Source organism: Leptospira bouyouniensis, from assembly GCF_004769525.1.
Lineage (GTDB): Bacteria > Spirochaetota > Leptospiria > Leptospirales > Leptospiraceae > Leptospira_A > Leptospira_A bouyouniensis.
The window spans coordinates 235,258-249,213 of sequence record NZ_RQFT01000008.1 but is presented as its reverse complement, the minus strand read 5'-3'; the positions used below and the strand labels follow the sequence as shown (position 1 = coordinate 249,213).

15 protein-coding genes are annotated in these 13,956 nt (G+C 39.6%); 4 read left to right on the top strand and 11 right to left on the bottom strand.

Translation table 11 applies throughout. From position 1 onward, the window contains the following. Nucleotides 1–2: 2 nt before the first annotated feature. Both EHQ43_RS09515 and EHQ43_RS09510 read right to left on the bottom strand, forming a co-directional pair. Complete coding sequence (locus EHQ43_RS09515) at nt 3–1,136, bottom strand: DUF1577 domain-containing protein (protein ID WP_135740574.1); 1,134 nt, start codon at nt 1,134–1,136, stop codon at nt 3–5. 100 nt (nt 1,137–1,236) lie between these two features. Further along, nucleotides 1,237–1,797, bottom strand: a complete 561-nt coding sequence (locus EHQ43_RS09510; RefSeq protein ID WP_135753165.1) for a hypothetical protein — start codon at nt 1,795–1,797, stop codon at nt 1,237–1,239. A 101-nt stretch (nt 1,798–1,898) separates the two neighbouring features. On the opposite strand from EHQ43_RS09510, the gene EHQ43_RS09505 reads away from it, so the two are divergent. Beyond that, a complete protein-coding gene (locus EHQ43_RS09505; protein ID WP_135753164.1) occupies nt 1,899–2,843 on the top strand; it encodes a patatin-like phospholipase family protein in 945 nt (314 codons plus the stop codon). A 110-nt stretch (nt 2,844–2,953) separates the two neighbouring features. On the opposite strand, the gene EHQ43_RS09500 is transcribed toward EHQ43_RS09505, so the two are convergent. Then, nucleotides 2,954–5,248 (bottom strand): delta-60 repeat domain-containing protein, encoded by a 2,295-nt coding sequence (locus EHQ43_RS09500; RefSeq protein WP_135771004.1) that lies wholly within the window; start codon nt 5,246–5,248, stop codon nt 2,954–2,956. Nucleotides 5,249–5,328: 80 nt separating this feature from the next. Between EHQ43_RS09500 and EHQ43_RS09495 the strand changes: the two genes are divergently transcribed. After that, nucleotides 5,329–5,796 carry an OmpA family protein gene (locus EHQ43_RS09495; protein ID WP_135771002.1) on the top strand — a complete coding sequence of 156 codons (468 nt, stop codon included), beginning with the start codon at nt 5,329–5,331 and terminating at the stop codon, nt 5,794–5,796. Nucleotides 5,797–5,835: 39 nt separating this feature from the next. Then, on the top strand, nt 5,836–6,231 hold the full coding sequence (locus EHQ43_RS09490; protein ID WP_135771000.1) for an acyl-CoA thioesterase: 396 nt from the start codon (nt 5,836–5,838) through the stop codon (nt 6,229–6,231). Between the two features lie 2 nt (nt 6,232–6,233). Here the strand turns inward: EHQ43_RS09490 and EHQ43_RS09485 are convergent, their stop codons facing one another. After that, nucleotides 6,234–6,620 (bottom strand): LIC_11502 family protein, encoded by a 387-nt coding sequence (locus EHQ43_RS09485; protein WP_135770998.1) that lies wholly within the window; start codon nt 6,618–6,620, stop codon nt 6,234–6,236. Between EHQ43_RS09485 and queG the strand changes: the two genes are divergently transcribed. Further along, nucleotides 6,619–7,590, top strand: coding sequence for a tRNA epoxyqueuosine(34) reductase QueG (queG, locus tag EHQ43_RS09480; protein WP_135770996.1), 972 nt, complete (start codon nt 6,619–6,621; stop codon nt 7,588–7,590). The genes EHQ43_RS09485 and queG overlap by 2 nt on opposite strands. A gap of 122 nt (nt 7,591–7,712) precedes the next feature. On the opposite strand, the gene thiE is transcribed toward queG, so the two are convergent. Genes thiE through EHQ43_RS09450 form a run of 7 tightly spaced genes read right to left on the bottom strand, consistent with a single transcriptional unit; the run spans nt 7,713 to nt 13,954 of the window. Beyond that, nucleotides 7,713–8,345, bottom strand: coding sequence for a thiamine phosphate synthase (gene thiE, locus EHQ43_RS09475; protein WP_135770994.1), 633 nt, complete (start codon nt 8,343–8,345; stop codon nt 7,713–7,715). Further along, nucleotides 8,335–9,138: a hydroxyethylthiazole kinase gene (gene thiM, locus EHQ43_RS09470; RefSeq protein ID WP_135770992.1), complete on the bottom strand. Its 804-nt coding sequence runs from the start codon at nt 9,136–9,138 to the stop codon at nt 8,335–8,337. Before thiM ends, thiE begins: the two co-directional genes overlap by 11 nt. 21 nt (nt 9,139–9,159) lie before the next feature. Next, on the bottom strand, nt 9,160–9,555 hold the full coding sequence (locus tag EHQ43_RS09465; RefSeq protein ID WP_135740584.1) for a response regulator: 396 nt from the start codon (nt 9,553–9,555) through the stop codon (nt 9,160–9,162). A gap of 4 nt (nt 9,556–9,559) precedes the next feature. Further along, on the bottom strand, nt 9,560–9,691 hold the full coding sequence (locus EHQ43_RS19825; protein ID WP_279631081.1) for a hypothetical protein: 132 nt from the start codon (nt 9,689–9,691) through the stop codon (nt 9,560–9,562). 58 nt (nt 9,692–9,749) lie between these two features. Continuing rightward, a complete protein-coding gene (gene map, locus EHQ43_RS09460) occupies nt 9,750–10,505 on the bottom strand; it encodes a type I methionyl aminopeptidase (protein WP_135770991.1) in 756 nt (251 codons plus the stop codon). 3 nt (nt 10,506–10,508) lie between these two features. Next, nucleotides 10,509–10,712, bottom strand: a complete 204-nt coding sequence (locus EHQ43_RS09455) for a hypothetical protein (protein WP_002978419.1) — start codon at nt 10,710–10,712, stop codon at nt 10,509–10,511. An 11-nt stretch (nt 10,713–10,723) separates the two neighbouring features. After that, entirely contained in the window at nt 10,724–13,954 is a 3,231-nt protein-coding gene (locus tag EHQ43_RS09450; protein ID WP_135770989.1) for a SpiroCoCo family coiled-coil protein, read from the bottom strand. Nucleotides 13,955–13,956 lie beyond the last annotated feature (2 nt).

Here is a 13,956-nt window from a genome sequence, read left to right as displayed (position 1 = left end):
ACTTAAGCCGCAGTCCTACCATTGTTTTTGATGATTTCGATGTTTTCTTCAAAACGTACTTTTTCAGCATAAGTTCGTTTTCCGGAAAACTCAACACCAACAAGTAAATCACCTGAATCTTCTTTATGAGACCATGCGATTTTTCCAAAAAATCGAAAAGGGGTTTGAAGTTTGAATACAAGTTCCAGTAAAATCCCTTTTTGTTTTGGTAATGTTTCTATAAGTGTACTATTACTGATTCGGAGTTTTAGTCCTGTAGCTGAAAGATCGATGACTGGGAACTTTTCAACCGTTGTCATTAGGTTTGCGTCTTTAATCCTTTCAATCATCTCTGTAATTTGTGTTTGGTAAAATTTTAGATCATCTTCTGTGATGAATTTATCTTTTGTTTGTAAAAAATAATAACCTATGGGAATGATTTCTTCCAATTCGTTTTTGTACAAAATTGGCATTATGAGTTCGGATTTGATTTTTTTATCTCGAGCAGCAAACGCAAGTTTATCGACGTTATCTTCAATATCGTCTTCGTAGTTGAGAAAACCTTCTTCGTCCATTTTATAACTTTCAGGATTTGTTGCATCTTTAATGAATAGGATTTTTTGAGTTGATTTCACAACATCAAATTTACGTTCCATTCCAGATTTAAAAATATCCATGGTCCCAGCTTCACCTGACCGAACCATCATACGTTTTCGATAGTCTTCAAAATTAACACGTACTAGAGTTGGGATATTAAACATATTGGCTTCAATGATGGTTTTAGAACTGACAATGTTTGTGACATTGACCATTCCTTCTTCTGTGATTGTAAATCTTGGATTGAGCCTTTCTTTTTTTGCGATGAGCACTTTTTCCACTCGCAATTGGACTTTATGAGGTGCGAGTTGTTTGACAAACGTACAATGTAGTTCTAGATAACGTGCGAGTAACTTGGAAAGAACAATGTTCGAACCTTCTGCGAGTACCCAAACCTCAGACCATTGTACGATGATCTCTTCACCACCAGGTACTTCTTGTAAAACGGTTATGGTTTGTACCTGACCGTTCCAATTGGCTTTCATTTCCTGATTCATTAAATAATGTAAGATCACATGGTTTTTTTGTTCTTTGCCTGTGATTTGGTCCATTGGTCGCATAGCTAATTTCCAAGTTCTATTATGTTTCGACGGAAATAAATTTCCATATCTAATGGAAAGTAAAGACTAAGTGCATCTCTTTGGCAAGAAAAAGGATTTTTTAAAGAAGAAGTAAGTGTTTTTTTTCTGTGAATTCATAACAGAAACGAATCCATGAAAAATGATTTTGTAAGTGAGAAAACTCGGGAAGGTACTGAGATAAAAATGATTCACAACGTTTCTCACGTTCATTTTGTTTTTTTTCCATGACAGATGTTAGATCATAAATTGTTTTTTCGTATATGGCTTTATCCATATAACCTTCGAGCATTGCTTGTTTTAAGTGTTCATTTTTTTCTTTCCACTCACTTGGGGAAAGTACTGAAATCGATTGGATCTCTAACCAAAATTCTTTCAAAGCAGATTCAATCTTAGGGATTTCCTTCTTCATCCCTTCACATTTATAAAACAAAGTTCGAAGATGACTCTTTGCATTTTGTTCAATTTCAGAAAGTTTTTCTTCATGAAAAGGTGGGAAAAGTTTTGGAAAGGAAAAGGAATACGTAGGACCTGAATACGGGGCATACATTTCTAATTGGTAGTGGGACTGTGTGGACCATTGTAAGGTGCCTTTCACAGGGATTCCTTCCACTTCAATTTCAATCGTACGAATTCCGAGCATACAAATCAATTACCTTCGTAGCGAAATTTATTGTCTTGTTCACATTTTTTTTTTAATCCTTTTTGCATCGAAATATGGGGTGGAGGACTCTGACACATAAGATGAGCCGGAAACCATTAGAACCCAATTCCCAATCAAAAATTCCGAAAGCGAAAGGGAGTAAACGTGCCCTACTTGTGGAAGGTGGGGGAATGAAAGGTGCGTTTTCCGGCGGAGTTTTGTATGCTTGGAATCGTTTCCTCCGGCCAAATTACTTTGATTTGGTGGTAGGTGTTTCATCTGGAGCCTGCGCAGCTGCATATTATGTTTCCATGCCCAAAGAAGAACCTGTGAAAAGCGAAAAGGCTTTGGCTGTTTGGTACAGGGATTTGTCAGGAAGAAAACTCATTTCTTTTTTCCATCCCTTCCAAGGAAAAACCTTACTCAACCAGGAATATTTAATCGATTTTATCTTTCGAAAAAAAGTTCGTTTAGAATCTGAAACCCTCGATTCTAAAAAATTACCTCATTTTGTCATTGCAGTCAGTAACTTACATACACATTCCATTGAGTACATCAAAGCCACTTCGAGTAATGTTTTTGATTTATTAAAAGCAGCAACATCCCTTCCCATTGCCACTCGCGGAAAACATAAGTTAGATGGAAAATTATATTCCGATGCTGCCATCCTTAATCCTCTTCCTATCCAAGATATAATAGAAGCTGGGTATAAAGAAATTGTTGTGATTATGAATTCTCCGATTCGGCATATCTCAGGCCCACTCACAAGGTTTACGAGTTTACTTGCTTTCCCAAAGCACAGAACTATCCGCAGGATGATGCGGAAGTTCCACCACTTCCATTTTAATTTGGGTCGTGAAATCGCAGTGAAACCACCAAAAGGTGTGAAGATCATCACTGTGGCACCTGACGAACCACTGCCGGTCAAACTCACAACCACCATCCGCACGAAACTGTATAAAACAGCCTTACTTGGTGTGAAAAAAGGAGAAGAGGCGATTCAGTTCATTTTGAAGCGGAAACCAAAACTAAAATCAAAAAACTAATTCTAAATAAAGAAGGAACGCCTTGTGACAATCATTAGGCGGAGAAAGAAACATCTGTTATCAAAAGCTTTCGATCAGTCACTAGTTTGCTCCTAGATTCGTATTTTTTATCACTCAATCAGTCGAGTACGGACTAAACCACCATTGATACGCCTAAGTGCGACGTTAAAGATTCCTCCAAGATAATAACTTCCATTTTTAAACATGGATGTGTAAACTACGTTGTTGATCCCCGCATTCCATGGGGATAAGGAATTGGTATATGTTTGGTATACTCCAAAGGAATTATATCTAGTATCTCCATTTAAATTCACAAAAGATCCACCATAGAAGACATTTCCATCGGGATAGGCAGCAACATAATTAACCATATTTTCTGCGGATACTGGATTGGGTTGCAGATATGTTCTTGAAGTTAGGTCGTAAACGGCTGCAAAATTCACCGTACCAATACCTGTGATGTTTGTAAAAAAACCACCAATGTAGATTCTGGAATTAGCATAGGCAAGGCTGTACAAAAGGCCACCAGGTAAATTGGAAGTACTTGGAATATCCATTTTTGTGCCACTGAGTTTGTCGACTGCTTGGAAATATTGATATCCTCCCACTCCATTCACTTGGGTAAAACTTCCCCCGATGAAAACAAGGTCGTTGACCACAAGGATACTTTCTCCACTGCTCCCAACACCCAAATCTGGATTCCAATTGTTTAGTGAAAGATCACCTAAGTTTAAAGCAAACACACCATTTCTTGTTTGGCCATTCACAGTACCTAAACTGATACCTCCCGCATATACTTTTGATTCATCACTTGTGATAGTACGAATTTCGGGGGAACCTGATAGTATAACATTTGTGGAACTCACTTGGTAATGAGGTAAATCTAATATGGCAAAGGCATTTCTGGATTGTCCACCAACGTTTGTGAAGGAACCTCCAACGAACAAACGATTACCATTTACATGTAATGCTTTGATCGAAAAATCAAAGTTAGGCGTTCCTTCAATTGGAGCACCTGTATACTCATCGATAACAGCAAAATGATTCCTTGGTACAACATTGATCGTTGAACGATCAAATGTAACAAAGACAACTCCATTCCCTGCTGATAAAAAACTAGAACCAGGATTACTGATTGTACCTTCAGGTGTTGGATTAAATCCATTCACTGTTTCATTCGTTAAATCGAGAGCCGCCATAGAAATTCTAGGGTTTCCTTTGACAGTAGTGAATTGACCACTTAGATACAAAGTATTTTCGATGACTTGTAGGGAAGCTACATAAGCATCTAAACCAAAGTTATTGTTGATAATAGTTCCAGTGTTTTGGTTTACGGAAGCCAAATATGAAGTAGGTGTTCCACCATTTAAGGTTGTGAACGACCCTCCCAAATATATTTTGTTTTGGTATTGTTGAACTGAATTGACTTGTGCATTAGGATCTGGTGCCCAACCTGTTGCTGTACCATCTGGGTAAACCGCAAACGCATAATTCCCGCTAGGTGCAGTGAAATCTCCAACAATAAACAGATTTGGGCTTCCTTGTGAATCAGTTCCTAGATACAAATCTAGACAAGTTCCGGTCGAAATTACTGTATTAAAAGACGTGATGACAGCTCCATTTGCGGAAGATATTCTTGCGATCCCTCGTTTGGTGATTCCACCAATTTGCGAAAATTCACCACAAACAAAAACGGAATCAAAATCCGTATCTAAATCAAAAACTGTATTATCAATGTTTTGGACTGTAAATGATGTATCAATATTACCTGTATATCGATTCAATCGAACGAGGTATCTTTGGGTTGTATCTCCCCATAAAGTAAAATTCCCACCAACGTACAGTTTGTCATCTTTCAGTAATAAAGAATAGACTATGCGTGTATTATCTTTGGGAACATTGAATTGATAATCCAATTGGCAACCAGGTAAGATATGAGCCACTCCAAATCTTTCTTGGCCTTGGACGGCAAAAAATTCGCCACCAATGTAAAACCCACCTCCACCATCAGGAATGGCAATGTATGTGTTCCCTACGATTTTTAAATATGGGCAATACCGGCTAGGTACAACTTTTCCATCTCCTGATTGCAAAAAGGCCGCACTCCCAGTTGAAGGGCCTAACAATTGGAAGTTGCCTCCAATGATAATTTGGTCATTATAACTTGTCATGGCATTGACACCAATATCGCCAGACGGGGCTTGGAACACTCCCCAAAGTTCTTGGAAATCGAAAGAAGGTAGGCAAGAGGGTGATCTGTCACCTGTTACAAAACGAATGAGAGATCCATATATAAAACCATCAGTTCTTACATCACAAGTATTCGACAACTCGGCTGGTTTGCATTGGAAAACCAAAGCGAAAAACAAGATGTAGGTTAAGAAATGAGATCGAAACGCACCCATGGAAGGATTTTACCAAGTAGGAGAAAATTGTCTACTGGTTTGTCATTAATTTGTTTCGGTTCAGTTCGTCTAAGGGGAGGATGTTTTGGATTTCCCTAATATTAGTTAGTTTGTTCTTCGTTTTCTACTGGCTTTGGCCAAAAAACGAACTCGGAAACACAGAAAAATATTCAAATGAGTTCAATCCGTACGAAACGCAAACAATTCGCAAAAAAAACGTTACAGTAGAAAAGGTAGTCTACTTTGAGGCAGGGATGTCTAAATTAGTAGACAATGAAATACTGAATTTAAAACGTTGGTTCACACCCGATTCATTACAATCGTTAGATTCTGTGCTCCTCATCGGCTCGGCGGACAGTTCGGGAAATTTGGCAGCCAATCGAAAATTGGTGAAAGAAAGGATCCAAGCGATACGTAAAATTTTGGTTTCGTTTGGGATCACACCTGAAAAAATATCCACCCTCCCACTAGAACCCGTCCATGGCCGGTCGGCAAAAGAAAGAGAGAAATTTCGGTCCGTACAAATCAAATTGAATTTTTTAGGATAAAGATGACAAATCCAATCGGTGTGGAAATTTGTCAGAGAGATGATCCGAACAGAAATCCAAATTCGATTCAATGATATGGACCCCATGCGTAGAGTGAATAACGCAAGTTATTCGGCATATTTGGAGTTAGCACGACTCGATTTTTGTAATCGGTATTTGTCAGTTCAGGAACTAGAAGACATTCCTTTTGTGATGGCTCGTGTGGAAATGGATTTGATTGCTTCTGTTTTACCAGGGGATTCCATTTACATCCACACTTGGGTTTCCAAAATTGGAACTAGTTCTTGGGAATTTTCTTACGAAATCAAAAACCAAAAAACAGATGTTTTGTATGTCAAAGCCAAAACAGTGCAGGTATATTTTGATTACCGTGCCCAAACCAAATTGCCAATCCCAAACGAATTCAGAATTTGTTTAGAAAAGGAAATGGTATGAAACTAAAACAGTTCTTTGGAATCAAAATGTTTCCATTCCCAATGGTAAGCTGATTTATCCCCGAACTGAATGCATTCGTCTAACCAATTGGATTCGATCTCTGGTTGTAATTTTAAATAAGTATCAGAAATTGTGCGGATGAGTTCTTTGTATTCGGGAACAATTTCTGGTAACATTGGATCTGTTTCTCGGTTGAGGAGTCTTACAACCGATTGAATCAATGCAAAATATATTCCTTTTTTTAAAAGTTCTGGTAGGTCCTTTGGCAATGGAACCAGTGTTTCCAGTTTTCGGAAATGCGGGATAAGTTTTGGCAATTGGACTAACAAATGGCTTGGCAATTGGCTCTGGAGTGTTGTAAGGTAAACTTCATTCTCTTTTTCAGACATGGCCACGCAATCCCAATACCAATCTCAAATCAAATCACTTTGTATGAAAGAAGGATTTTCATTTGTTGGGTTTGCAAAAGCAAGTATCCCCGAAAAAGACCTAACGTTTTTAGAAACTTGGATTTTGGAAAAGAAATTTGGGAATATGGACTGGTTTGCCAAAGACCATGCCATTGCCATCCGCAATCGATTTGAAAATTTGGGATTTGCTCCCAAGTCTGCGATCTGTATGGGGTTTGTTTATCGTTCCAGTGAAGGTGAAACTTTGCTTTCTCAAATGGAACGAAAAGTTTCTAGGTACGCACTCGGAACTGATTACCATATCGTATTAAGAAATAAAGGGGATCTGATCTTAAAAGCACTACGCAAACTTTTTCCAACAAATCAATTCCGCCAATCGGTTGATAGTTTGCCCATTGCTGAAAAAATCCTGACTAGGGAATCGGGTGTTGTTTGGCAAGGGAAACACACCAATCTTATCCATCCAAAACTTGGATCCTATTTTTTTCTCTCCATCATCCTCACCGATTTAGAGTTAGGTGAAACACCAAAAGAAGAGATTACCACAGACCATTGTGGGAGTTGTCGGCGATGTTTGGATGTTTGTCCCACAAATGCTTTGGAACCATACCAATTGGATGCTTCCAAATGTATTTCCTACCTTACCATTGAAGATAGAATGGAAAGTGAAGTGACCGAATCTTTTTTGAAGTGGGACAGAAAGGATTGGGTTTATGGTTGTGACTTATGCCAAGAAGTATGTCCCTGGAATGAAGGGATCGCCAAACGGAACCAAGTCGAAACAAATGAACCCAGTTTTTTACCGAGAGAATTTTGGAATGATCCTTCATTTTTATCCAAAGAGTTTTTATCAGAAGAAGAATTTAAAGGATACTTTGAGAAAACTCCCATCGAACGAATTGGTGTCTCCATTTGGAACCGAAACCAAGTGAACAAAAAAAATTCTTAAGGATAGCTCATTTTTTAACGTATAAAAATATTAAGTATACTTTTTTAAAAACTTGGTTGAAGAACGTTTACGAAGTCGTGGTAAACCTGTTTTCTTCAATCGTTTTCGTTTGGTGAAGGGTTTTAAAACAAATTTCGTAAGGAAAGAGTCGCTTCTTTTGGGTCCTTTGCCGAACAAATCGCACTGACAACGGCAATCATATCAGCCCCTGCTTGGATTACTTCTTTCGCATTGCCAATATTGATACCACCAATGGCCACAACAGGTAGTTTTGTATTTTCTTTTAGCCAGCGAACGCCTGCTAGACCTAATGCCTGTTTTGTATTGGTTTTTGTGGGTGTATTGAATACTGGTGAAACTGCCAAATAATCCAAACTTGGATTTGAGTGTTCTCGATTTAAACTTTCCCAGTCTTCTTTTGTTTCAATGGAAAGTCCAATGATGGCGTTTTTGCCAAGCAGTTTTCTTGCCTCTAACCAAGGTAAGTCGGATTGGCCTAAATGGACCCCATCAGCACCAGATGCCAAACAAAGGTCAACTCGATCATTGATGAGGAGAGGGATCTGGAAAGGTGTGAGAATTTTTTTTAAATGGATCGCGAGTGTTAAGAATTCTCGGGAAGAGGTTTCTTTTTCCCTCAGTTGGACAAGGGAAACTCCACCTGAAGCGGACAATCTTACGACTTCTTCTAACTGGTGGTGGAGGCAAAGGGGTCTATCTGTTACCAGATACACCCCGCGGAATTTACTTTGCATTTAACCTTTGTTTGATGGTATCTGCATTCAGTTCGTAGAGGGCATCAAGGAATGCCACTTGGAAACTTCCTGGGCTAGAAGTTTTGGATTTTGCCAATTCACCAGCAATCCCCATCACCGCCATCGCAGAAGTTGCGGCACGGAACTGGTCTTTTTGGACAGCAGCAAAGGCACCACAGAGGGCAGATGCGGTACAACCAAGGCCCGTGACCTTTGTCATGAGAACATCACCATTGGAGATTTGAGCGGAATCTGTACCTTTTAAGATATAATCAGTGGCGCCACTGATCACAACCACTCCACCAGTGACTTTGGATAATGATTTCCCAGTTTCGACTGCGGATTCAGATGAGTCTGTTGCATCCACACCTTTGGTTTTCCCTGATGATGAGAGAGTTGAGAGAATTTCGGAAGCATTCCCACGGACGATGCTTGGGTTTCCCGCATCTAAGATCCGACGAATCGCCGCATTACGGATGTTACTTGCCCCTGCACCCACTGGGTCAAGAACCAAGGGTTTCCCTAATGAAACTGCTTTTTTGGCCGCTTTTTCCATACTTTGGATCCACGGTTCAGACAAAGTTCCAATGTTGATGACCGTTGCCGAACAGATTGTAACCATTTCTTCCACTTCTTCGATGGCATGTGCCATAATGGGGGAGGCACCGATAGCAAGGAGGGCATTGGCTGTGTTGTTCATCACAACGTAGTTAGTAATATTATGAACTAAAGGGACTTTCGAACGTAAAGATTCTAAATCTTCGATTGTATATTTTAAAATAGTTTGAGACATACGGAGGTTTCCTAGGAAAACCTAGGCAATCTTCGTTATTGCGTCTTCTACTTTTTTGATTAAATCCGATTCAGACCAAGGTTTGTTTAAAAAACTATGTAGGTTTACTTCCCCTTTCAATTGGTTAAGGGAATGTTCATCGATATGTCCGGAAATAATTATTTTTTTAATGTTTGGGTAGGTTTTGTGGACTTCACGTAAGAACTCATCACCACGTTGGTTTGGCATAAGCCAATCAGAAATGATGATGAGGATGTTAATACCTTCTTCGGCTAATTCTTCAATGATCGACCATGCCTCTTCCGTATTTTGGGCGGTTTCATATCGATAATCGTTCCCAAAATGTTTTTTCAACTGAGACTTCAAACTCATCAGAATGATTTGTTCGTCATCTACGAAGAGGATGGCTTTGCCCATTGGATTATTTACCGTCGTGTGGGCACTCGATCAATTTGTCATGACCTGGGCAGGAACGTTTTTCCTTTCCTGGGCAAATGGCAAACATAGATGTTGTGAACAAAAATACGCTAAGGATAGCAACAGTAATCTTCATAAGATAACCTCTCTTAGAATTAGACGATAGATACCTTGCGAATGCAAGAACCTTTTCTTCAAACTTTTGTTAGAATTTCATACCCTTTGTCGGTGACAAGGATGGTGTGTTCGAATTGTGCTGATAATTTCCCATCTTTTGTGCGGACAGTCCATTTGTCAGAGCGGTCAAAATTGACTTCCCAAGTTCCCAAATTGACCATTGGTTCCACAGTAAAGATCATCCCTGTTTCCATTTTCGCTAATTTTCGAGGAGAACGAAAATGTGGCACTTGTGGTTCTTCGTGGAAATTTCGTCCAACTCCATGGCCCATCAGGTCTCGTACGATTCCATACCCAAGTGGCGTTAGAAAATCATCGATAGCATTCCCGATGTCGTCAATGCGGTTCCCTGGTTTGATTTGTTCAATCCCCACCCACATGGCTTTTTCGGTATCTGCGACAAGTTTTTCAGCTTCAGGTGTGGTTTTCCCACCCACGATAAAGGTTTTGGAAGTGTCTCCAATGTAACCATCTACAATCGGGGAGACATCTAAATTCACAATGTCACCATCTGCGAGTACGTCTTCTTTTTTAGGAATTCCGTGGCAAACGACTTGGTTGATGGAAGTACAAATGGATTTTGGGAAACCTTTGTAACCGAGCGGGGCAGAACGGTGCCCATTTTTTTTGGTATAAGTTTCCGCAATGTCATTCAGTTCCAAAGTGGAAACACCTGACTTCACAAAGGGTTCCAAATAAACGAGGAGTTCGGCGGCAAATTTTCCCGCCTTCCTCATCTTTTCAATTTCTGATTTGTTTTTGATATAAATCACGGATTAGAAATCAGTCGACCGAACCGTTGTTCTTTTGTTTGCAGAAGTTCTTTCGAGAGCTTTGTCGATCAAACGGTAAATTTCTTCGTTGATACCATCGATGGCATCCCCGGAAGTCATAAAACCCTTACTTTTGATGTATGCTTTCACTTTGGAAGTGACAATAAGGGATTCTTTCGACGTTGTTTCTGTTTGTTCTTCGGACATGGATACCTCGGTTATTTCTTTCTAACTCCGAGGATGGTATCCACAAGGGATTTTTCAATATTTAATTTTTCGCTAATTGCCTCGGAAGACCACTGGTAGTTGTCATGGAGGCTTTGGATTGTGGCTCTTTTTCGCTCGACCAAGGGATTTCCCGAATTTTTGCGGTCCATTTTGGGTGTGGCACTAGGGTTCTGCATCGCTCCTTGCACAATGTCCAAAAATTGGGAGAGTTTTTCGAAGGTTTCGTCTGCTTCGCCGAGGAGGGATTCCAAATCGTCTTTGGTATCCTTTGTGGATTCCTTGAGGTCTTCCAAACGTTTTTGTAGGGTAAGGATTTGGCGGTGGCGGTCAGAAAGATCCCCGAGCAGTTCTTCGATTTTGTCAAATTTACGTTCGACGGAATCAATCTGCGCTTCTCGTTCTACAAGGAAGGAAGTGCGGTTCTCTGCTTGGCGGATGGTCTCTGTGAGTTCTTTTTCTCGTGCTTCCACCACATCGATTTCTCGGTCAAGGATGTCGAGACGGGCTTGGAGTTCCCGTGCATTGTGTTTTTGGCCTTCTAAATTTTCTACCAAGTGGAAAACAGAATCTTGTGACTCTTGGAGAGAGGACAAAAAGGATTCAATTTTTGCCTGTTCTTTCGAGAGATTTGCTACTCGGGATTCGATAGAACTTACTTCAGTTAGGCTCTCTTCAAACCCTTCCATTGTTTCTGATACATGGACCAAGTTGGAAGCAAGGATTTGGACTTGTTTATCGATATCTTCTGATTGGAACTGCGCTTCTTTTAAGGCTTCCAATTCATTTGCAATTTGAGATCTCATTTCACTGAACTCAGAAATTGCGGATTGGACTAGTTCCAAATCCGGTTTGCCTTTTTCAAGAGAGCGGAGTGCTTCCGATATTTCTTCCACTGCCTTATTTGATTCGTCTGCAATCTGTTTGGCGGAAGCGAATAGGTCAGAATGTTCCTTCACGGTTTCTAATTCACTAGAAAGTGTCAGTATTTCTTCTTTCAGGCTACCGATTTCGTTTTGGAAACTAGACAATGTTTCTTCTTTGGTTTCGGTGAGTGATTCCAAACCATTTTGGATTTCAAATTTGAGATCATGGAATCGGTTCAAACTGTCTTTTAAGAAATCTTGGCTTTCTTTCGCGATTTCTTTGAATGATTTTTCGTAATCCCTTTGGTAGGTCTCAATTTGTTTTTTCGACTCGTCTTTGGAACGTTTGATACTTTCTTCTAAGTTGCGACGAACTGTATTTAGGTGGTTCGAAATTTTTTCTTCCAATTGGCCAAGTTGGATATTGCCTTTATCCAGAAGTTTTGTCAATTGGTGAGAGATTTTGGAATCGATGGTTTCGTTCAATCGATCCATTTTTTCTTCTTGTAGGTTAAAGAAAGATTCACCTGATTCTTCTAAGTGTTTGAGAATTCGTTCGACTTCGCTACGAGCTAGTTTCGCTTCGTCTTCCAAACGAGAAATACTTTCTTTTGTTTTCGATTCGGCGACAGATTCCAAATTGGATTTAGCTTTTTGGAATTGGTTTTGGAATTCACCAAGAAGGTCTGCACCTTCCACATGGATTTCTTTTAATCGGTCTTGGAGTTTTTCGATGCTGTAGTTTTGGTCTTCTCGCATCTTACCAAGTTCGTCTTCCCATTTGCTTACAAACTGTTCTAAGTTGGCATTGGCAATGCGGATCTTCTCAGTGACAATTTCTTCGGATTCTTTGGCTTTTTCTTCTGCAGTTTCTAAAATTTCATGAGCAGATTCACGGAGTGCGGACTTTAATTCTTCTACATATTCATCTACATCTTTTGTTTGTGCAGTGATTGTTTCATTCAATTCCTTTACTTGGGACTGGATGGACCCAAGGTCAGATTCCATTTCCTGTTTTTGGATTTTGAAATCAGAATGCATCCTTTCTTCTAATTCTTTTTTAAGTTCAAAAAGAGAAGTTTTGATAACCATTTCTTGGCCAGATCGAACCGTTTCGAGTTCTCGGTCAAATTCCTTTAACTCTTGTAATGCGCTCTTTTTGAGAGTACTTGCTTCTTCTCTCAGTTCTTCAGATATGCGGTGAAATTCTTCAGAGAAGGCTTCAATTTCACGGATCAGTTCTTGTTTGCGGATGTCTGCTTGGCGCAGAAGTTTATTCTCTGCTTCTAAGTATTTTTCTTGGAATTGAATGATGGTTTGGTTGATTCCATCTGCTTGCCTTCTCGTTTCATTGATGATGTCATCACGTTTGGAAAGTGTTTCCAAAGACAAGTCTTCAATTTCACGTTTGATGGCATCTGTTTCTTGGTTAAGACCTTTCATAAAGGAATCTTTTGTATGGCTTACTTGGTCTACGATGGATTCAAAACGTTCTTGGATTTTTTTCTCAAGTAAAGAAACTTTTTCTTCCACTTTGGAAGATGCTCTTTGGTATTTTTCTTCTAATCTCTCATCAAATTTATCAACCTTATCTGAAAGTAAAGAAGATGTGTCTTCAAATTTTGTTAGGCGAACATCCAAGTCACCTTGCGCATATTTCATGGATTCGAGTAATAAATCCATTTCTTTCCGTGCATGGTCTAGACGACCTGCAGTTTCGTTCACCATCACATCGGCGTGAGTTAATAATTTTTCTCTAGCTGTTTCTGCAATTTTGGAAAGCGAATTATCAAGGAAATCAGATTTGGTTTCGAGTAGGCTTTCAAGTTCCACCATCTTTTGGGCAACAGATTGTAAAATTTCATCACTTCGTAAGTTCAATTTGTTTTGGAAAGTATCGAGCATCGAAATGGATTCGTTATGAAGGGCTTCCATATCTTCTGATACTTCACGTAACTCACGTTTGTGGGAGTTGATTTGAGAGAGTCCTTCTTCCATGTATTGTTTTTCTCGGCGGACTTGGTTACTCAAATCTTGGATTTGTTCCATTTCTCCTGAGAGTGATGATAGGTAATCTTTGCTCGCTCTGATTTTTTCGAAGAGGTCCCTCGATTCGGCACTTAAATGTTGGATGTCTTCTGCGACTTTTCTTGATTGTTTGACAAGGATGTCCAAATCGATCCCGGCATCTTTTACCATTTGGATCTTTTGCAGGGCGACACCTTGCATTTCTTCAGTGAGTTTGGAGGCGTAACGTTTCAATTGGGACAATTTGGTATTGGATTTGTCCAAACGACGGAGTCCGATGGTTACGGCTACACTCGCCAAAAAAGGCAATAAAAAGACTTCTAATCCCATTT